This is a genomic window from Taibaiella lutea (assembly GCF_008629695.1).
In the GTDB taxonomy this organism is placed as follows: Bacteria; Bacteroidota; Bacteroidia; order Chitinophagales; family Chitinophagaceae; genus Taibaiella; species Taibaiella lutea.
The window spans coordinates 631,100-652,189 of record NZ_VWSH01000003.1 but is presented as its reverse complement, the minus strand read 5'-3'; the positions used below and the strand labels follow the sequence as shown (position 1 = coordinate 652,189).

Sequence of the window (21,090 nt, the reverse complement as noted above, 5' to 3'; positions counted from 1 at the left end):
CAAAACATTCTTGAACCTTTCTGATTTTCTTCTGTTCTATGTAACTATTTTTGAACAATTAATACATTATTATGGAATCTGAAAAAGCAAAAATATTACTGGTAGAAGATGATGCTAACCTCGGTCAGGTGTTAAAAAACTACCTTGAGTTGCATGATTATATTGTTGAACTCTGCCGCGACGGAATTTTGGGCCTGGCCGCTTTCCGCAGGGAAAAATTTGACCTTTGCCTTTTGGATGTCATGATGCCGAATATGGATGGATTTACATTAGCTGAAGAAATCAGAAACGCAGATCCGGATGTTCCTTTGTTCTTTTTATCAGCCCGCAGCATGAAGGAAGATCTTATTAACGGTTATAAGTTAGGTGCGGATGATTATATCACCAAGCCATTTGACAGCGAGGTTTTATTATTGAAAATAAAAGCTATTCTTAAACGCAATCAGGAAATCCAGGAAAAGAATCCTTCACAAATTGAATTTGATTTCGGAAAATTCCATTTCAACAGCAAGTTGAGGATTCTTTCGATTGAGGGTAAAGATTATACTTTGTCACCAAAAGAAAATGCTTTGCTTCAGATGCTATGCGAATACAGAAATGATCTTTTGCCACGCGAACAGGCATTGAAACGAATTTGGGGCAGCGATACTTATTTCAACGGAAGAAGCATGGATGTTTATATTGCCAAGCTTCGTAAATATTTAAGCGACGATGAAAATGTTAGCATTGTAAACATTCATGGAAATGGTTTCCGTCTACTGATTCAGGGAGAGTAGTAGTTTACTAAAATATAGAAAGAAAAAGAGCGGACTTGTTTCGCTCTTTTTTTGTAATAAAATTCCATTTTCAGAATTACTGCTTCTACAGCAAATTTCCGGATGGTGAAATTGCGGTTAATCCCTTTGCGCCGAAGGCGCGTGAATTTTTTTGAATTTAAAACTGAAAATAAATAAACTGCTGTTTTGTTCCGGAGAAGAACAAGATCAACACTATCATCCCGTAATAAAAACTCCATCTTATTATTTTAGGAAGCTTCAATTCCAGATGCGCAATGGCATATTGCTGTTCACGGCCGAGCCATTCTATAATCATAAAAACAGGTAGCATAACAAAAAGCATTCGTGGCATAACTGTTGGTACAGTAAAGAGATCCGAAGAAAATATTTTCTTTATAAAAAGAAAAGCGCTTGTCACATTCTCTGATCTGAAAAAAATCCATGCAAAAACGGTAAGACTGAAAGTAAGCAGTATTGAAAAAGCTTCTTTTATATTCGGAAAAATTCTTCCCTGTGCAACAATATTCAGATTGTCTCTGTGGGTCTTAAAAAGTATGGAAGGCATGATGTATAAGGCATTCAACGCTCCCCAGATGATAAAAGTCCAGTTGGCGCCATGCCAGAAGCCACTTACCAGAAATATGATAAGAATATTCCGGATTTTCAAAAGATTGCCTCCTTTGCTCCCTCCCAAAGGGATATACAAATAATCGCGGAACCAGGTTGAAAGGGAGATGTGCCAACGCCTCCAGAATTCTGCTATATCTCTCGAAAAATATGGAAAAGCAAAATTCCTCAATAGTTCAATGCCAAGCAACCGTGCAGTGCCAAGCGCAATGTCGGAATAGCCGGAAAAGTCACCGTAAATCTGAAAGGTGAAGAGAAGTGCGCCTAATAATAATGTACTTCCTGAATAATTGCCTGAGTGGTTAAAAATATCATTTACATAGATAGCGCATTGATCTGCAATGACGACCTTCTTGAACAAACCCCATAAAATTTGTCTCATTCCATCAATAGCCTTTGCTGTATCAAAGGTTCGTTTTTCTTTTATCTGTGGTAAAAGATGTGTGGAACGTTCAATGGGTCCCGCCACCAAAAGAGGGAAAAAACTAACAAACACGGCATAGGTTACAAAGTCTTTTTCGGCCTTGATCCTGCTTTTATAAATATCTATCACATAAGAAAGCCCATGAAAAGTATAGAAGGAGATACCGACAGGTAAAATGACCTTTAATGTCCAGGGGCTTACGTGAAAGCCTAATGTAGAAAGGCCCTGAGCAAATGTGTCGGCAAAGAAATTATAATATTTAAATACACCCAGAAATCCGAGATTTATTATTATGCTTAGCCAAAACCAAAATTTTTTTCCTTTTTGCGTTTGCGCATCAGACATTTTTATTCCCGTATAAAAATCAAGCAGGGTAGAGAAGATAAGTAAAAACAGAAACCGCCAGTCCCAGCATGCATAGAAAAAATAACTGGCCAGAAGTATCAATGCATTCTGAAGCTTCAGGCTTTTATTAGTAACAAACCAATAAAGCACAAAAATTATTGGAAAAAAGATTGCAAAGCTAAGCGTGTTGAAAAGCATTTCTTATTAATTTTTCGGCCGGTGAAATCACGTTTTCATCTTTGCGCCGAAGGCGCTGAATTTTTTTATTTTTAATCAACCGAGTACTGCATCTAACAATTTTCTTGTATATGCCATTTTAGGGTGCTCTAATATTTCTTCTGTATTTCCTTCTTCTACAATAATGCCTTTTTGCATCACCATAATTCTATTGCTTATTCTTTTTACTACATTTAAATCATGTGTTATAAACAGATAGGTCAATTCTTTTTCCTTTTGCAGTTTTACCAGAAGTTCCAGAATCTGTTCCTGTATATGAACATCTAATGCCGCTACACTTTCGTCGCAGATAATAAGTTTGGGTTGGACAGCCAAAGCACGCGCTATACAAATTCTTTGTCGCTGTCCTCCTGAAAATTCATGCGGATATTTAAAGGCAGCTTCTCTTGGTAATTGTACCATTTCTAACAATTCGTCCACATGTTTTTCCACATTATGCTTATCAGCGAGTTTATGAACCAACATTGGTTCGGACAGCGCATCGCCAATTCTCATTCTTTGATTTAAAGAGGCATAAGGATCCTGAAAAATGATTTGAATATCTTTTCTGAGTTTTCGCCACTGAGAAGAGGAAAACCCGGTAATATTTTGATTTTCAAATATTATGTTTCCGAAAGTTGGGGCTTGTAATCCTAATATTGTTTTACTTAAAGTACTTTTTCCACAACCTGATTCACCAACCAGTCCTAAAGTTTCTCCTTTATATAATTCAAAGCTGACCTTATCGACCGCAGTGACAGACGAAGTTGTTTTACCCAGCCAGTTGGTATTTTGTGGATAAATCACTTCCAGGTTTTCCACTTTTAATATAGGGCGCTCTTCCCGTATATGTATTTCTTTATTTAACTTGTCTGCATTGATTTGTGGAAAACCGGAATGCAGTATTTTTCCTTTTTCCAATACCAAAAAGTTACCAGTAATTGTCCTGGCTAATGCAATATCATGTGTAATGAAAAGCATCGCAGTATTAAATTCTGCCTGCAAGTCCTTCATGAGCTGTACAATTTCTTTTTGAACAGTCACATCCAATGCAGTAGTCGGTTCATCTGCAATCAATAGGGAAGGGTGGTTACACATAGCCATAGCAATCATAACTCTTTGCTTCTGGCCACCGGACAATTGATGTGGATAACGTTTTAATAATTCAGCCGGGTTGGGAAGTTTTACTTTTTCAAACCATTGAATGGCTTTCTCCTTTGCCTCTTTTGCGGATGATTGCTGATGCGTTTGAATGCTTTCAATAAGCTGGTAGCCACAGGTTTTTACCGGATTAAGGGCTGTCATCGGTTCCTGAAATATCATTCCTATTTTGTTACCTCTTATCTCAGACCATTTATTGGCGGGCATTTCAGCCAGTTCTGTTGAATCATTCAGCCTTAAGGAACCAGTGATATTCGCATTTTTCGGCAGCAAGCCCATCAAAGCCAGTGATGTCAGTGATTTTCCCGAGCCGCTCTGACCAATCAACGCCAGTGTTTCACCTGCAGCAATTTCAAACGAAACATCCTGCACCGCATGAAAGGGCTGCGGCCCGGTGAACCGGATGTTCAGATTTTTTACGCTGATGATGGAATTATTTTCGGCTGGCATGAATCCAAAAGTAAAACCTTTTGGTCAGGAAATTATCATTTTGCGTTTAGGCAGATTTCGGAGTTGTACACACCCTTAATTTTAATAAATAATCTTTTTATAAAAAAGACTTATTACTATTAGGGGTGTGAATATGGGGGTAAAATATTTTCTTACACATTGGTTTATAAAATTTTAGCAGTTATCCATCCGTCAATTCACATTTAAGTTTTCTTTGTAAATATTGACTGTATTGGGTTTTAAAAAGTTATTCAACATGGAGAACAGAATTGTGGAAGAATAACTTTTTAAAAGGAACAATAGGGATAACCCATTAACTTACTATGAACTTTATGTGAAGATTTCTTTAACAGCTGATGAAGAAATTTCTTTTCAGATTTTTTAACAAGCTTATCAAATAAAATCATCCATTTATTCCCATGTTTTTCCTCCGGTTTGTGAATAAATATCCGGCGTTTTCCTTGCAGAAATTTCTTTGCCTATTATTTAATGAAACACACATTTATCATTGATTTTTAGTTAGTTATTGTGTTGATAAGTGTGGGTAAATATTATCTAATCATTATTTTAAAATTAGCTTTGAAACACAGGTTGGTATTCAAACAAAAAGGTTACCAACTGATAGAAGTTGGTAACCTGTGAATATGATAAAAAACCTATTTACTTGCTTTTTTGAATAGTCCATTTAGCTACTGCAGGTGCCAGGTCTTTCTGAGACTTTGTACCTACAAATACTCCGATGTGTCCACCGGGAAAAGGAATTTCCTGTTTATCAGTAGAACCGATTTTTTCCATAACGGCTTTAGTGCTGTCGTTAGGAATTATATTGTCGCTTGTAGCGTAAACGTTTAAATAAGGGATGTTCATTTTCTTCAAATCCACTTTTGTTCCACCCAGGTAGAATTTCCCTTTTATCAAAAGGTTGTCCCTGAAAAGATCTTTGATATATTTACGGTACATTTCTCCTGCTATTGCCGGCAAATCTGCTTTCCAGTGTTCCATTCTCAGGAAATTCAATAATTTATCTTCATCTTCCAGAGAATCCATAACGCCAATATATTTGCTGACGTTCATAGATGGTTTTAAGTAACCGAAAGCGGAATCAATCATTTCGCCTGGAATGGTTCCTACACAATCCACCATATTATCCACATCAATGTGCTTAGCCCATTTGAAAAGCATATTGTCTTCATCCCCGAAATCGAAAGGTGCAACATAAGTTGTAAGCGACTGTAATTTTTCAGGATAGCGGCTTGCGTAAATCATGGAATAAGTTCCTGCCTGACAAATGCCTTGCTTGTGAATTTTAGGAACATTGTGTGCTTTACGTATAAAATCAACAGCATCATTCATATACCCGTCGATGTAATCTTCCATCGTAAGATATTTATCAGCCTGTGTAGGATATCCCCAGTCCATAATATAAATATCCAATCCTTCTTCCAGAAGTTTTTTCATCAGGCTGCGGTCAGGCTGCAGGTCCAGAACATCATGACGGTTCAGCATTGCAAAAGATACCAATACAGGTATTTTACATTTTGCAGGTGTTTCGCGCACATAATGATAAAGCTTTACTTTATCGCGTTGCCATACCAATTCTTTTTCAAGAGTGGCTACATCCACTTCTTTAATGTTCTGAAGGGTTTCGTAACCTTTCATTAATTTCTGCGTTGTTGAGGACAATTCTTCCAGAAGTCCAAGAGGATTCAATGTCATATATCTTTTTATTATTTTTTATCTACTTAGGAAAAGTAGTAAAATAAATTGACGGCGCAAAATTAATCAAATTCTCTTATATATGAAATGGCCAACGCATGTTGGCCATTATTAATTTATTAGGTTTTTTCTTTAATTTTTGAAACTATAGTTTTTGTCGTCTTTTTTGAGATTATAGGTTACGCTGTTATAATCGCCGTTTTTTTCCAATTCCTTTTGATAAAGGGAATAGTAACCATTTCCAAGGCTTTTAATTTCAAAAGGCGTATCACCAAAACTTACTTTGTTATTATCTGTAAAATAATAGTGTAGTGAATCCATTTTACCTTTGTAGAACATATAAGCTACGCCATTCTCACCAAATTCTATATAATCTCCCTGATTGCTTACAGTATCAACTTCCGTACTTTTACTGTCATGGCTCACAAAAATCTGACAGTTTAAAAATAGTCTTGAACCTTTTAAAGCCTTTGTTTCCGGAGTATTCGCTTCAAGATTATTATTTGCTTTTGCGGAGGCGAATGAAAATGTAATGAACAATGCGATGATTAAAGAAATAACTTTAGACATTTTGTTTGGTTTTTTATTTGTTACTAATTATTGGATAATACTATTAGTACAAATACCGTGCCAAACTTTCATTTCTTGTAAAATATAAGGGGTAACCCTTATAAATTACCAGTCCTCTTTATAACTATCTATATTTTTTGTGATTTGTTCCCGGGTAAATGAAACAAAATCTTCCTGATTTAAAGATTTATTATTTTTTGAAAGATGTGCCTGATATAGTTTGTTATTTCTGAAATCAATGGTTAAAATATTATTCCTTAATATAATATTTTTTATTTCAGACCATGCTGCATTTGAATGTCTTCCCAACCCTGGAATTTTAATGCCTGTTTCGTTAAAAATTGCAATCTTATCCTTTTTATTATTTTTCTCCAGTATATAGGTTATAATAATTCCAATTAAAGCTGCTGATGAATAACCAACAGGCAGATACCATTTTTTGTAAATGGAAAATACAAGCATCAGCGCTAATGCAATTATCTCAATAATCCTTATTATAAGATTGGCTTTTGTCTGAATAATTCTTTTATTGAAAAGAATGCAGGTTACAATAATAATAAAGCCGAGCAAAGCATATACCAAACCGAAATAATTCAGGAATTGCAGGGCTGTCTGTTTCACATTATCAGGTACTAACCAGGTAACCATTCCGATGCCAATCAATAAAAAACCGACCATTAAATGCATGCCTGTTATCTGGTTTCTTTTTAGTTGTTTGCCTTCTAAAAATATCTGATACATTTTAAGAGAATTATTTCAGTATTGTTGTAAAATATAGAGACGTTGCAAAGCAACGTCTCTATATTTTTTAATAAAAGAATATTAGTTTGAACCTGCTAAATGATTGCACATTTTATATAGTGCTCTTGCGCCTACAATAGGATCAATGCAGTCATGACCATGAGATCCGGAAGAAACTTCATTCAAGTCAAAACCGATAATTTCACGCCCTGATTTTTTTACTTTACTGAAAAGATAAAATACCTGCTCCAGTTCAAAACCACCGGGAACGGGTGTACCTGTATTAGGGCAAAGTTTAGGATCCAACCCGTCAATATCGAAACTGATATAAACCTTTTGAGGAAGAGCTACTACTATTTCATCTACAATATCTTTCCAGTGTGCGCCTTCGTACTGTTTTATTTTTATGTCTCTGTCAAAGAAGGTTTTAATTCTTTCAGGATTATTATTGATGATATCCAGCTCTTCGTCACAATAATCGCGGATACCAACCTGAACCAATTTATGAACCTGTGAAACTTCTTTTAAAACATTGTACATAATGGAGGCGTGCGAGTAAGTAAAGCCTTCGTATGCTTCCCTTAAATCTGCATGAGCATCTATCTGAAGAATTCCGAAAGATTCATGTTTTTCTCCAAGTGCTTTTATAAAGCCAAGAGGTGTGCTGTGATCTCCACCTATTAATGCTACTTTTTTACCCAGTTTTAAATAATGCGATGTAAGGTTATGAATCCAGTCATGCATCATTTTGCCACCATCATTTACTTCTTTTAATTTATTAACCAACTGGTTGCTGCACTGTACCGGATTGCCTTCACTCAAACAACCAATAATGAGTTCTGCGCAGCTACGTAGGTAATCACTTTTGTTACGGATGTTTTTATCATAAGGAACCATGTAAAAGCCTTGCTTCCATACATCCTGAAATTCAGGATCGTACAAATCAACCTGCATGGAAGCATCGAAGATTTGTTCAGGCCCTCTTGATGTTCCGGGTCTGTAGCTTACAGTCACTTCCCATGGAACCGGGATTAAAATAAGTTCTGAATTATCTTCCGAAAATGGAAGACCAAAGATATTGTTAGATACTAAACCCGGAGAATTCGGGTCAAAGTTGTCTAATGCGTTCGAAGACATTATTTGTTATCTATTTAATGGGCGGCAAAGATACTAAAAATGTAACAGGTGAACTCAAAGAAGCACACCTATTATATGATTATGTTATTGTCTTTGTCTATACTTATAAATGGTTATTATGGTTGCCTTGACTCTAAAATATCGGAGTATTTGTTCCACGTGAAACATATTTTACCATGCATAGGCAATTCCAATCTGAAGCTTAGGTGATAGGTCATTTCCTGTTATCATTTTTTGAGCTGAATTATTGTAGTCTAATGACATTTGTGTGTTCAGCGTCCATTTGGTGGTAATGGTTTTATTTAGCCCCGCACCAATGTAAAATTCTTCAGGAATGTTGGTGTTGGTATATTTATAAAGATTGGTTTGCTCCGGTACATATCCACTCCAACCGAAATAAGCATCATTATAAATTACATCTTTAGAAAAGGTCCTTGCTATATTTAGCCCTCCGAATAGATATGGCGACCAGCCATTGCTGTTATAAACAAAATAACGTGCGGACAATCCAACCTCTATAAGATGGGTTGTTGAGGTATGAAGTTCAACAGAGGGACCATCCATCATAGGACCAAAATTGTATTTGTTTATTAACGGAGATTTATAAGCAGCGTTCAATTCAAGTTCAAAGTTTTTGAAAAGCCTTTTAGTTATAAATAATTGTTGTGAGAACCTCAGACCTATTTTTTCCCGGTCTAAATTTTCAGTCTTGGCTAATTCTGCTCCGCTTCTTAAACCAACAGTCCAATTGCTTTGAGCAAAGGAAGAAATGGATGAAGCAATAAGTAAAGTAAAAAAGGTTATTCTGATTTTCATGATAATTATATTTACTACGAATATATTCAATTCTGTTGGCTAAAGCAAGTACCTATTGTTCCACGTGAAACAATGAACCTTATATTAGTAGTTTAGGTGAAAAGGTAAAGCTATGTTGTTTCATTATACCCTCATTAGATTTATGTCCATGCAGGATTCTTTTGTACCTTTGCTGCCGCTGTATTAAAGCACAGCATTGATAATAGAATGTTTCAGGAATACGATGTTATAGTAGTGGGTGCAGGTCATGCCGGTTGCGAAACTGCTGCTGCGGCTGCCAATATGGGAAGTAAGACTTTATTGGTTACTATGAACATGCAGACCATTGCGCAGATGAGTTGTAATCCGGCTATGGGTGGTATAGGTAAAGGGCAGATAGTAAGAGAGATAGACGCAATGGGCGGTTACAGCGGCATTGTGAGCGATAAAAGTATGATTCAATTCAGAATGCTCAACAAGAGTAAGGGTCCTGCTATGTGGAGCCCACGGACGCAGAATGACCGTCATCTGTTTGCCGCTACCTGGAGAGAAATGCTGGAACAAACTCCCAATCTTGATTTCTGGCAGGATATGGTGAAAGGTCTGATTGTTTCACGTGGAACAATAGAAGGAATTGTGACCGGAATGGGGCAGGAGATAAGAGCTAAAGCAGTTGTTTTGACGAATGGTACTTTCTTAAACGGAGTGATTCATGTTGGAGAAAAACAGTTTGGTGGTGGAAGAATGGGCGAGAAAGGAGCAACGGGCATTACGGAACAATTGGTGGAATTAGGTTTTGAAGCTGATAGATTGAAGACGGGAACACCTCCGAGAATTGATGGCAGAAGCCTTGATTATTCTAAAATGGAGATTCAGGATGGGGATGAAGAGATTGTCGGATTCTCATATTTAGACACGAATAGAATAAAATCAAACCAACAAAGAAACTGCTGGATTACTTATACTTCGCAGGAAGTACACGATATTTTGAAGACAGGGTTTGACAGGAGTCCTATGTATCAGGGCAGAATTCAGGGAAGCGGCCCGAGATATTGCCCAAGCATTGAAGATAAAATCAATCGTTTTGCAGATAAGGACAGGCATCAATTGTTTGTAGAACCGGAAGGATGGAATACTGTTGAGATTTATGTGAACGGATTTTCGACCTCTTTACCGGAACAAGTTCAATATGAAGCATTGAAAAAGGTGCCAGGTTTCGAAAATTGTAAGTTCTTTCGTCCGGGATATGCTATCGAATATGACTATTTTCCGCCAACACAATTGCAATTTACACTTGAAACTAAACTCGTTAAAAACCTGTTTTTTGCAGGACAAATAAACGGGACAACAGGTTATGAAGAAGCAGCCTGTCAGGGTTTAATTGCCGGTATTAATGCGCATCAGAATGTTGCAGGAAAAGAGCCTTTTGTTTTGAAAAGAAATGAAGCGTATATCGGAGTGCTGATTGATGACCTTATTAATAAAGGAACAGATGAACCTTACCGTATGTTTACAAGCCGTGCCGAATTCAGGACTTTGATGCGTCAGGATAATGCTGATATGCGTCTGACAGAAATCAGTTATAAGATGGGATTGGCAAAAGAGGACAGGATGGAGTTGGTAAGGCAGAAAAAAGCAAGGGTAGATGAAATAAAAGATATTTTAGCAAAATCGACCGTTGAGCCTGAAGAAATCAATGTATTTCTTGAAAATAAAGGCACTTCGACCCTAAAAGAGCGTCAAAAAGTAGGAAAAATACTCTTAAGGCCTGATATTTCGCTGAACGAATTAATCCTTTACATTCCCTCGATACAGGAAAATCTGAAAGCCTTCAAACCGGAGGAATTGGAGCAGGCGGAGATACAAGTAAAGTACGATACTTACATAGAAAAGGAAAAAGAGATGGTGCAAAGAATGAGCGCAATGGAAGATTTAAGAATTCCTGAGAATTTCAACTTTGAAAAATTACAGGCGCTTAGTACAGAGGCAAGACAAAAACTTACAAAAATACGTCCGCATACTTTGGGGCAGGCAAGCAGAATTTCCGGAGTTAATCCAAGCGATATTCAGATTTTGCTGGTTTATATGGGACGCTAAGCGAAAAGTCTAAAAATAAAATTTTAAAGGAGAAATTCAGAAATGAGTTTCTCTTTTTAATTCTACAATCTTTTAAGCCTTCTTATCAATTCAATTAAGCACGACTTCAATCTATTGGGCAGACAGCCTAATTGTTTAGAAATTTTGTCTTGCAAAAGTGCTTCGTTTCATCAAAAGACTAAAACGGATCTTTAAAAGACCCAAACACATCTTTCCGGAACTTAAACACATCTTCAAAAGACCTAAACACATCCATCCTGAACTTAAAAGGATCTTTAAAAGACTTAAATAATATATTAAAAGACCGAAACCGGCATAAAAGAGGTTAAACGATTGCCAGGAGAACCTAAACGATTCGCAACTTAACCTAAACAAGTTTACGTATTATACCGGATTTATTAGTGTATGAGGTCAAAACGATTGTTTCCATTGGCTTTATTAAGGCATTGAATGTGAAATGCTTTTATTAAATTTGCCGGCGCTAATCTCTTTTAAAAAGGTTATTAAGCGAAAATCATCTGTTTATCTTAGTAAAAAGAGTTTTTTATAAATGCGCCAGAAAATAGTCAATACACTGCGAGGACTGGGATTAGTTTCTTTAATTGATATCATTCGTTTCCGTTACCAATCTTTCAAAAGCAGCGGGAAAAATACGGAGTTTATTAAAATGCACCCCAATGAAGCATTTCCGGAACCTTATATGATTTATGAGACATTTCGGATGAGCTATGAGCGGTATTTTAACTCGGGGAAAGAAACAGCGATGGAATTATGGAAAGAAATGCAACCATATCTTGATAATAAAAGTGCCGTTAAAATATTGGATTGGGGTTGCGGACCAGCAAGGGTTGTAAGACATTTACCAAAAATATTGCCGCAAGGGTCCGAAATATTCGGAAGTGACTATAACGAATCCTATGTAAAATGGTGCGCAGCTCATATTCCCGGCGTAATATTCAAAGACAATCAGTTGGAGCCCCCGTTGGATTTTGAAGCCGGATTTTTGGATGCTGTTTACGCACTTTCTATATTTACACACCTTGCAGAACCTACTCATCATCAATGGATGGAAGAAGTAATGCGTGTTTTGAAACCGGGAGGCCTTTTCTATTTTACCACACATGGCGCTATTACAAAAGAGAATCTGCTGCCTTTTGAAAAAGAAGCATTTGACGGTGAGAAGTTAGTAGTAAGAGCCAATGTAAAAGAAGGTCATCGTATGTTTGTGGCTTATCATCCGGAACAGTTTATTCGTAAATTAGTAGCGCCTTATGCTGAAGTGCTGTCGTTTCAGCCGGGAACAAGGCAGCCCTGGGGATTGCAACAAGATGCATGGTTAATACGTAAAAAGAGTTGATAAAGGAACTTTATCAACTCTTTTTCATAGCTAATGATGTAAGTAATATCATTTATTCCTCTAAAATCATATCCAGATAATAGAAACTAGAATCCCAGTTTCCATCTTCAGAAGGATATTTTTTATAGACAATTTCACCCTGCAGAACATGCATTTTTTCTTTGAAAAAGGGTGCATCAATCACCAAAGTATGGTACTCTCCGTTTTCTCCGCAGGGATCTACATTTGCCGGTAAGTCCTTTAATAGTTGCCGGGTTACAGTTGTTCCTAAAAATTCTTTACCGAGATATTTGTCGTTTACACAGATTATTTTGGCAACAATGCCGGCATCCTCAACTGCTTCCACCAGTGATTTTGTGTCTTTTTCCATAACGGAAAAATAGCTTCGGCATCTATTTTTGCCAACTAAGCTTCTCTGTATTTCCTCAAATCTTCCAGGAAAATATCACCAAATGCAAATGTATTTATATCCTTTTCAATGAATTTTTGAAGTGATTTTTGCATGGCTTTATCATAGGTTTCCATGTCTGCATTTTCAGGAACCATTATTTTTTCCAAAGGAATGCCTATTAAATCCGCCTGTTTTTCCAGAATTTCAATACGGGTTCCATGCATGCTAACCCTGTTATATTGTGCAGAAACAGAAGTTAAAAGGGATGAAATATTATATTTTGAGTCATTTTTTAATAAATAATACGCAAAAGAAGCATCTTTTCCGCTGCTCCAATTCAAAACAATATCTTTCATTTAAATAAATATAATTAATATATATCTCCGGTATTATCGCTGTTCAATTCCACAATATCTGGCTTACTTACGTAACTACCATTATATCTGAACTTTAAATTGAATGCCGCACTGAATTTCACATTATTGTCTCCCTGAACTTTTCGTGGATATACAATGCCCCTGAATTCAATAGTACCAAAAATCAGGTTCTCGTTCCTTGTCCTGAAACCGCCTCCCAATCCATAAAAAATACCGGATGCATCGATTGGAGAATTGTTGTCTCCTAAATAAATGAAATCACCGGTTAAAAATGGCGCTAACTTAAAGCCAAAATATTTTTGCTGCAGGAAAAAGGCGCTTTCTGACCTTAATGCCAGCCTTCTGTCGCCGGACGCTAAATCGGAACTAAAATTTTGCAAACCCAAAGCATTGTTCATCCGTAACGGGTCAAGCGCAACCCGGTTTAAAATGGTAGCATAGCTTGCCCTGAAATATTGCCTCCATTTCATATTTCCAACCGGAATTATCCTTGTAAAAAAACTTGCTCCATAAAGGATTCCTATGTCTTCAAAATTCCCATCATTTAAGAAAAGACCCGTTCTTGCAAAAAGACACCCGATATCGCGTTTGGGGGAAACAAAATAACGATAGGCATCCACCCCTAAATATGGCCTGGAAAGATTTAACTGCTTATACCATCCGGCATTGATAGAAACATTAAAACCTGAAGGCACATCTTCCGTTATACCAAAACCATATATATATTTTGTTTTGTAATAATATTGACGAAAGAGTGTTAACCCAGCAATAATTCCCTGCCTTGAATTAAATCGCTGATCAAAAATATTTTCGTTGATCTGATGTGGCGTTTCAAAAAACGTGGTATTGAAATACCTGAGTGCCAGGAATTTTTTTATGTGAAGCTTTTTATCTTGTAAATATTTCCTGGCACCGATATTATAGCCCACCCATGCATCTACCAAGCCATAATCATAACTATAGTAATCACCGCCATAATAGTTGGGATACATATTCAGGGATTTGCCTTTACCTACACTGAAACCGCCTGCCAATCTTTTGTATTGCGAAACCAGCGGGCGATCCAGGGAAAGCAGGAAATTTTCTTCATCTTCCCTGTGGTCATAAATATTTTTGGCAATGCGGCTGGCGCTTAAAGAAACATTGATAAAACTGCTCATGAAGCTGTTATATCCATAATTTACCTGCATTCCCACTGAAGCGGACCGTCTTGTATCATGCAAAAAAGAGAAAGAAGCACTTTGTCCGCTTCCAAACAGGTTATTGTTGCCAAGGCCTACGCGTTGCCTTGAAGGACTGATACCGCCGGTAGACGGCACATATTCAAAGAGATCCTTTGTGATGACAATTAAGTCGATAGAATCATCCGTTGAAGTCCGCTTGTTTACAATAATACGGCTATCCTGAATATAACCTACCGTACGCAAATAACGTTCATTATCTGCTATCAGATAAGCATTCATGGTTTCGCCTTCTTTCAGGTACAAATTGCGCCGGATGGTTTTATCGCGGGTAGTAGCGTGGATGGAATTGAGTACTTTGGTACCGAAATACAAAATATCATTTGTTGTATCGGAAAAGCTCATATTAAAATCCAGTTGTCTTGTTTTTATGGAGCGTATGGTTTTTCCTTCATAGGGCAATAAGGCTTCTGTATTCAGGACGGTAACATTTTCTCTTCTGCCAAGCGTGTCTTTCCCGAAACTTTGCTTTATGCCATACAGAATATTGCCTACGAAACTTCTTTTCTTAGCACGAATACTGTCCTGTCCCTGAGCTGAACACATAAAAGCAAACAACCACAAGGAAACAGATAAGAAGAAATACAAAAAGGCTTTAGTCATTATTATTAGCAAATTAAGCAAACCTGATATAATAAAGACGAAAATATAGCCGTACTCTATTTATATTTTGTTTGGCAATACAACAAAACAAAGGCTTAAAGGTTATTTTTGCAGTCAAAATAAATTTCAGCTTTTATAAACAGGAAACTATGCCGACAGCGGTCATTACCGGAGCAACAAAAGGAATAGGAAGAGCAATTGCCGAAAAGCTTTTGCAGCAAGGCTTTGACGTTGCTGTTTGCGCAAGGAGCACCAATCAGTTGCGTGATTTGCATGATGAATGGGAGCGTAATTATCCCACAAGCAAAATATTTATGCAAAATGTGGATGTGAGCAAAAAAGAGGCGGTAAAAGAATTTGCAAAAAACATTTTAGACAATTTTAAGAAGATAGATATTCTTGTAAACAATGCCGGCATTTTTGCCCAGGGTAACCTGGCAATAGAAGCAGACGATCAATTGGAGAACATGATGGACACAAACCTTTTCAGTGCATATCATCTGACCCGTTGCTTATTGCCGGCTATGAAACAATATCAATCGGGCCACATCTTCAATTTATGCTCTGTAGCCTCTTTACAGGCCTATCCTAACGGAGGCGCTTATAGCATAACAAAGTATGCTTTATTGGGATTTACCGAAAATCTCAGGTACGAATTGAGGAATGAAGGTATTAAAGTAACGGCCATCAGTCCCGGAGCAACATGGAGTAACAGCTGGAGCAGCAGCGGCATTGCGCAGGAAAGAATTATGAAAGCAGAAGATATTGCAGAAATATTGTGGAGTACTTATAATCTTTCAAAACAAGCTGTAGTGGAACATATTGTTTTGAGGCCGCAGTTGGGCGACTTGTAAGAACGGTTAAAAGATCTGATAAAATACAGATGCGGAAAAGTAAGTAGGCTGATGTCTTAAATTAAAAGATGTTCCATCGAAATCCATCGTTTCATTTTTGTAATAACTGCTTAATAAGGGTTGCTTGATGCCAATAGCAAACCAGACCTTTGGATTCAATTCATACCAGCAATTGACATTAATAAAGGGTATAAGGTTCCTTTGCTTTTTATCCATATTTCCGTAATAATATACCTTGTCAATTTCCGTACTACTTAAGCCATTCAATGAAAGAAATTTTCCTAAAAGGTATTCTAAACCAATGCCTGCGCCTAATTTGAATTTCTGATTGGATAAAGGGAATAGCACTTCGGGGTTAAGTATAAGGTTTTGTTGCTCTGTGCTGACTTGCAATCCTGTATTATTGTTTACCAAATATTCAACATAATCATACACCACGCCTAATTTTAAAAGGAATGAAAGTGTATTAGGGTCTTCAATATACAATGCAACGGTTGATTGAACGGCAGCCAAAGGTTTGTAGTGCTCAGTCGTTTTGCCGTCCTGATCTAAAAAGCTCAATTTGCCGGAAAAGGTGCCGGTTATACCAAAATGTACTTTATAGTCGCTTTGAGCGAATGCTTTTATGGATAAAACAGAAACCAGCAATAACAGGAGCTTTACTTTATACGACATATTTCAATGAACGAAAAAGAAAGGCTTTTATTATAAATCAGGAAATATATCGTTCCTGAAAGCAAAGAGCCAATAACATTGCAGTCATTGGCTTTTTAAATATATTCCAATAAAATTATGCTGAAGCAAAAGCTTTCTGTAAGGCTTCTGTTGCCGGGACCAATGGTAAACGCAAAATATTTTCGCAAACACCTTGTGAATACAGAACATATTTCACTCCGGTCGGGTTTCCTTCAGCAAATAATAAATCTATTCGACGCAGTAATTGATAATGTAATTTACGCGCTTCTTCCATTTCGTTTTTCAGAGAGTGCTGTACCATTGCGCAAAAGTCTTTTGCATAACAATTAGCAGCAACAGAAATCACGCCTTTCATCCCAATGGCAGCCTGTGCCACCACAAGATTGTCGTCTCCGCTTAAAACAGTGAAATGAGCCGGAGCTTTTGCTACCAGCTCCATGCATTGCGGAATATTGCCGCTTGCTTCCTTAATGGCAACAATATTTTTAAATTCGTTTGCCAGACGAATTGCTGTATCGGGCAGCATATTGGTTACCGTTCTTCCCGGAACATTGTAAAGAATGACAGGTAAATCGGTAGCTGAAGCCAATGTTTTGAAATGTTGATAAATGCCTTCCTGCAAAGGCTTGTTGTAATATGGTACTACGCTTAAAATGCCCTGCACTTTATCCATCGGATATTCAGCCATTGTATCGAGCAACGCCTGTGTACTGTTTTCGCCGATGCCCACAACGACGGGCACCCGGCCCTTGTTATGATCCAGTACAAAATTCAATATCTGCTTCTTTTCTGCTTTAGAAAGCGTTGGCGTTTCGGCAGTTGTTCCAAGCGCTACAAGAAACTGGACACCGCCTTCAATGACGTTGTCAATGATTTTTCCAAGAGCAGTGTAATCAACCGCATTGTCGTTTGTAAATGGCGTAACAAGCGCTACGCCGGTACCTTCGAACATGGTATTTGATTTAAGTGTTTAGTATTATTCTAAAGAAAGAAACCTTACAGGTTTCAAAACCTGTAAGGTTTTATGTTTAACCTTATAAATTCTGAAATTACAATTCTTCGTAAAAACCCATATTTGAAAACTTCTCAATCCTTTGCTCAATGCGCTTTTCGGGATTTATCTTTTTCAATTCTGCCAATGTTTTCAATACATATTCCTTAAGGGAATTAGCCATTTCATCAGGTTGGCTGTGCGCTCCGCCTACAGGTTCACGCAGCACGTCATCTACCAAACCAAAGCCCGACATATCGGTAGATGTCAAATGCAATTGCTCGGCAGCCTGAACCTTGTAATCCCAGCTACGCCAAAGAATAGTAGAACAGTTTTCTGGCGAAATAACCGTGTACCAGGTATTTTCAAGCATTACAACCCTGTCTCCGATGCCAATGCCTAAAGCGCCGCCACTTGCACCTTCACCAATGATGATACAAATAACAGGGACTTTAAGATTAATCATTTCAAACAGGTTGCGGGCAATAGCTTCGCCTTGTCCGCGCTCTTCTGCTTCCAGACCGGGGAATGCACCGGGCGTATCAATTAAAGTAAGAATAGGACGGTTGAACTTTTCAGCCATCTTCATCAAACGTAATGCTTTTCGATAACCTTCGGGATTAGCCATACCGAAATTACGCAATTGACGCATTTTGGTATTTGTGCCTTTTTGGTGGCCTATTAGCATTATTTTTTCACCGTCAATCTCGGCAAAACCGCCGACAATTGCTTTATCGTCGCCTACATTACGATCACCAAACAGTTCGGTGAATTTATTGCACATGCGGCTGATATAATAGTTTGTATAAGGCCTTTCCGGATGGCGGCTTAACTGTACCCTTTGCCAGGGAGTAAGATTTTTATATATATGAGCACGGGTTTCTTCTATCGATGTTTCAAGTTGCGTTACAGATGCCGACATATCCACATGATTCTTTTCCGCAAGCACTTTAATTTTCTCTAATTGGGAATTCAATTCCTCAAGAGGTTTTTCGAAATCTAAAAACTGCATAGTTCTAAATTAATTGAGGCTGTAAAGGTAAAACTTTTTGTAGTGAATAGGCAATCGTGAACAGGACAATAAATTAAATGCTGTGATTATAAGTCAGTTTCATTCTCCATTCACAAATAACTATTGACTATATCACCACCAATTCATAATAATCTTCTTTATTCAGATAACGTTGTGCCAGTTCCTGAAGCTTTGCCGGTGTAATAGTTTTATAAATTTCAATGTTTTGATTGAAATGCTCAACGGTAAAATCATTCAGAATAAGATTCTTCCACCTTTGAAGAATGGAGAACGGTCCGTCCAGATCGCCTAAAAGATTGCCCAGTAAATAGTTCTGAACCAATAATAATTCTTCTTCATCCACTCTTTCACTGCAAATAATATCCATTTCCTTATAAACTTCTTCAACCGTTTGGCGGCTGACATCTCTCCCGGCTTCCGTTCCAATCAATAATGCCCCGGCATGTTTATAATTATATATCTGGGAATATATGCCATAAGTATAGCCTTTTTCTTCCCTGATATTTGCCATTAACCTTGAACCGAAATAACCGCCAAAAATAGTGTTAAGCACTATCATCGGCGTAAAATCCGGATGGCTTCTTGTCGGAAAATCACGCGCAATTCTTATTGCAGCCTGCACGCCGGTTTCATCATTCAATATACTGTGTTTCTTTTCTGCGGCCGGCGTTAAAGTGTGGTGCATGATGGGTGTGGCCTCTGTGCCGCCCCAATTTTCTTTACCAAAATATTCATTAACCAGTGCCACTTCCGCCTTTCCTATTTTTCCCGCCATAAACATCTTACAATTGTTTGCTTTATAATGATGTTTATGAAAATCAATAAGATTAGCGCTATTCAGCGCTATCAAATCGGCAGGTTCTGTAAACCTTCCATAAGGATGCTGTTTTCCGAAAAGATAAACATCGATATGCCTGTTGGCGACAAATTCACACTGACGAAGGTTTACAGCCAATCTTTGCTGTGCATTTATTTTATAAATTTCCAGTTCTTGTTCCGCAAAAGCCGCCTCCGTAATAATTTCACGAATAACGGGCAACAAAGCGCCCAGATGTTTTGAAAGCGTGTGGAGGCTTATGATAGTGTAATCGTTATTAGGCGAAACCTTTAAAGATGCGCCGAAAAATTCAATCGCTTCATTGATTTCTTTAGCAGATCTGGAATGCGTGCCATTTCTGAGAATAGCCGCCACAGCCTGTGCAACAGATGTTTGTTGTTCGTGCCACAGACCGGCATCAAATACCCAGTCCAGCTGTATCACATCCTGCGTTCCGGCATTCAACCACCATAAAGGAACATTATTTTGAAATATTTCCTTTTGGATGTCTTGCAGTTTAAATTCAAAACTGATAGCATCGTGAATCGGCGGAGCCACTTTTCTGTTTATCATGGGCGCGAAATTAAGCTAATACCCATTATGTTTACCGATAGTTTATTTATTTCTCCTTATAAGAAGAATTGTTCATGATAAGGATTTATCAATCGGGCAATTAATATTTACAAATTAGTTAACGCTACAGAATAAAACGATTATCCCTTATTTTTGCTCCCGATATTCATTAAAGCAGAACACAAGGCAAAAAAATCCAACGGATAAACATGAAATTTTCTTTAAAGCAAATGCCGGAACGCACCCAGCCCCCTCGTACTTATGGTTTAAATATGGTTATGGACAAAGGGATGGGAACGGCGGATGTACAAAACTTTTTATCTGTTGCCAAACCTTATACAGATATAGTAAAGCTCGGGTTCGGAACACCCTACGTAAGTGGTAACCTGAATGAAAAATTGAATATTTACAGAGAAAACAATATTCCTGTTTATTTTGGCGGTACACTGTTTGAGGCTTTTCTGGTCCGCGATCAATTGGACGATTATATAAACGGGGCAAAAGAATACGGGATTACATACGTAGAAGTTTCAGATGGTTCCGTTTCTATTCCACATACTGATAAATGTAAGATTATAGAACGCCTGGTAAAAGAAGGGTTTACGGTTTTATCCGAAGTGGGCAGTAAAGATGCTTCGCATGTAATGGCTCCTTACAAATGGATTGAACAGATGACGGCAGAATTAAGTGCAGGATCATCTTATGTAATTGCAGAAGCGCGCGAGGCAGGAAATATAGGTATTTACAGAGGTACAGGAGAGGTAAGGGAAGGGTTGGTAGATGAAATCCTGACCAAAATTCCGCAGGAAAAAATAATATGGGAAGCTCCCCAAAAAGCCCAGCAACTTTATTTTATACAGCTCCTTGGCTGCAATGCAAACCTTGGCAATATTGCCCCGAATGAAGTGATTCCTTTGGAAGCAATGCGCATTGGTTTGAGAAGCGATACATTTGATTTGTATCGGGATAAGTAAAGAGATATTTTGAATATTGAAGACGCCCTTGATGCGTCTTTTTTTATGCCTGAAAACATTTAATACAGACTTTTGGACCCTGCAGAAAGATGAATTGACGTCTGTTATATCCAGCCTATTTGCATTCA

Annotated in this window: 19 protein-coding genes; 5 read left to right on the top strand and 14 right to left on the bottom strand. The window is 37.6% G+C overall.

Annotated elements, in window-relative coordinates:
- Nucleotides 1-71 precede the first annotated feature (71 nt).
- The gene (locus tag F0919_RS14005) at nt 72-776 is read left to right on the top strand and encodes a response regulator transcription factor (RefSeq protein ID WP_150033392.1); all 705 of its coding nucleotides are present in this window, start codon (nt 72-74) and stop codon (nt 774-776) included.
- Nucleotides 777-933: 157 nt separating this feature from the next.
- Here the strand turns inward: F0919_RS14005 and F0919_RS14000 are convergent, their stop codons facing one another.
- The 7 genes from F0919_RS14000 to F0919_RS13970 form a co-directional block, all read right to left on the bottom strand.
- Nucleotides 934-2,370, bottom strand: coding sequence for an MBOAT family O-acyltransferase (locus F0919_RS14000; RefSeq protein ID WP_150033391.1), 1,437 nt, complete (start codon nt 2,368-2,370; stop codon nt 934-936).
- 75 nt (nt 2,371-2,445) lie between these two features.
- On the bottom strand, nt 2,446-3,999 hold the full coding sequence (locus F0919_RS13995; protein WP_150033390.1) for an ABC transporter ATP-binding protein: 1,554 nt from the start codon (nt 3,997-3,999) through the stop codon (nt 2,446-2,448).
- Nucleotides 4,000-4,659: 660 nt separating this feature from the next.
- On the bottom strand, nt 4,660-5,715 hold the full coding sequence (gene phaC, locus F0919_RS13990; protein WP_150033389.1) for a class III poly(R)-hydroxyalkanoic acid synthase subunit PhaC: 1,056 nt from the start codon (nt 5,713-5,715) through the stop codon (nt 4,660-4,662).
- A gap of 132 nt (nt 5,716-5,847) precedes the next feature.
- Entirely contained in the window at nt 5,848-6,285 is a 438-nt protein-coding gene (locus F0919_RS13985) for a hypothetical protein (RefSeq protein WP_150033388.1), read from the bottom strand.
- A gap of 105 nt (nt 6,286-6,390) precedes the next feature.
- Nucleotides 6,391-7,026: a hypothetical protein gene (locus F0919_RS13980; protein ID WP_150033387.1), complete on the bottom strand. Its 636-nt coding sequence runs from the start codon at nt 7,024-7,026 to the stop codon at nt 6,391-6,393.
- A gap of 81 nt (nt 7,027-7,107) precedes the next feature.
- The gene (locus F0919_RS13975) at nt 7,108-8,163 is read right to left on the bottom strand and encodes an agmatinase family protein (RefSeq protein WP_150033386.1); all 1,056 of its coding nucleotides are present in this window, start codon (nt 8,161-8,163) and stop codon (nt 7,108-7,110) included.
- 171 nt (nt 8,164-8,334) lie between these two features.
- Complete coding sequence (locus F0919_RS13970; protein WP_150033385.1) at nt 8,335-8,979, bottom strand: outer membrane beta-barrel protein; 645 nt, start codon at nt 8,977-8,979, stop codon at nt 8,335-8,337.
- A 207-nt stretch (nt 8,980-9,186) separates the two neighbouring features.
- Between F0919_RS13970 and mnmG the strand changes: the two genes are divergently transcribed.
- Together mnmG and F0919_RS13960 are read left to right on the top strand one after the other, a co-directional pair.
- Entirely contained in the window at nt 9,187-11,055 is a 1,869-nt protein-coding gene (mnmG, locus tag F0919_RS13965; protein WP_150033384.1) for a tRNA uridine-5-carboxymethylaminomethyl(34) synthesis enzyme MnmG, read from the top strand.
- A 550-nt stretch (nt 11,056-11,605) separates the two neighbouring features.
- On the top strand, nt 11,606-12,412 hold the full coding sequence (locus F0919_RS13960; protein WP_150033383.1) for a class I SAM-dependent methyltransferase: 807 nt from the start codon (nt 11,606-11,608) through the stop codon (nt 12,410-12,412).
- 52 nt (nt 12,413-12,464) lie between these two features.
- Here the strand turns inward: F0919_RS13960 and F0919_RS18750 are convergent, their stop codons facing one another.
- The 3 genes from F0919_RS18750 to F0919_RS13945 are packed head-to-tail and all read right to left on the bottom strand — an operon-like array spanning nt 12,465 to nt 15,024.
- Nucleotides 12,465-12,833, bottom strand: coding sequence for a Dph6-related ATP pyrophosphatase (locus F0919_RS18750; protein ID WP_262713956.1), 369 nt, complete (start codon nt 12,831-12,833; stop codon nt 12,465-12,467).
- The gene (locus tag F0919_RS18745) at nt 12,818-13,159 is read right to left on the bottom strand and encodes a Dph6-related ATP pyrophosphatase (protein WP_150033381.1); all 342 of its coding nucleotides are present in this window, start codon (nt 13,157-13,159) and stop codon (nt 12,818-12,820) included. Before F0919_RS18745 ends, F0919_RS18750 begins: the two co-directional genes overlap by 16 nt.
- Before the next feature lie 14 nt (nt 13,160-13,173).
- Nucleotides 13,174-15,024 (bottom strand): BamA/TamA family outer membrane protein, encoded by a 1,851-nt coding sequence (locus F0919_RS13945; protein WP_150033380.1) that lies wholly within the window; start codon nt 15,022-15,024, stop codon nt 13,174-13,176.
- Between the two features lie 149 nt (nt 15,025-15,173).
- On the opposite strand from F0919_RS13945, the gene F0919_RS13940 reads away from it, so the two are divergent.
- Nucleotides 15,174-15,878 (top strand): SDR family oxidoreductase, encoded by a 705-nt coding sequence (locus F0919_RS13940; RefSeq protein WP_150033379.1) that lies wholly within the window; start codon nt 15,174-15,176, stop codon nt 15,876-15,878.
- A 6-nt stretch (nt 15,879-15,884) separates the two neighbouring features.
- Here F0919_RS13940 and F0919_RS13935 read toward each other — a convergent pair whose 3' ends face one another.
- The 4 genes from F0919_RS13935 to F0919_RS13920 form a co-directional block, all read right to left on the bottom strand.
- Nucleotides 15,885-16,553: a hypothetical protein gene (locus tag F0919_RS13935; protein ID WP_150033378.1), complete on the bottom strand. Its 669-nt coding sequence runs from the start codon at nt 16,551-16,553 to the stop codon at nt 15,885-15,887.
- Nucleotides 16,554-16,668: 115 nt separating this feature from the next.
- Complete coding sequence (gene dapA / locus F0919_RS13930) at nt 16,669-17,526, bottom strand: 4-hydroxy-tetrahydrodipicolinate synthase (RefSeq protein ID WP_150033377.1); 858 nt, start codon at nt 17,524-17,526, stop codon at nt 16,669-16,671.
- A gap of 97 nt (nt 17,527-17,623) precedes the next feature.
- The gene (locus F0919_RS13925; RefSeq protein WP_150033376.1) at nt 17,624-18,577 is read right to left on the bottom strand and encodes an acetyl-CoA carboxylase carboxyltransferase subunit alpha; all 954 of its coding nucleotides are present in this window, start codon (nt 18,575-18,577) and stop codon (nt 17,624-17,626) included.
- Nucleotides 18,578-18,704: 127 nt separating this feature from the next.
- Nucleotides 18,705-19,988, bottom strand: coding sequence for a M16 family metallopeptidase (locus tag F0919_RS13920; protein WP_150033375.1), 1,284 nt, complete (start codon nt 19,986-19,988; stop codon nt 18,705-18,707).
- Nucleotides 19,989-20,197: 209 nt separating this feature from the next.
- Here F0919_RS13920 and F0919_RS13915 point away from each other — a divergent pair, with 209 nt between their 5' ends.
- A complete protein-coding gene (locus F0919_RS13915) occupies nt 20,198-20,962 on the top strand; it encodes a phosphosulfolactate synthase (protein ID WP_150033374.1) in 765 nt (254 codons plus the stop codon).
- Nucleotides 20,963-21,090 lie beyond the last annotated feature (128 nt).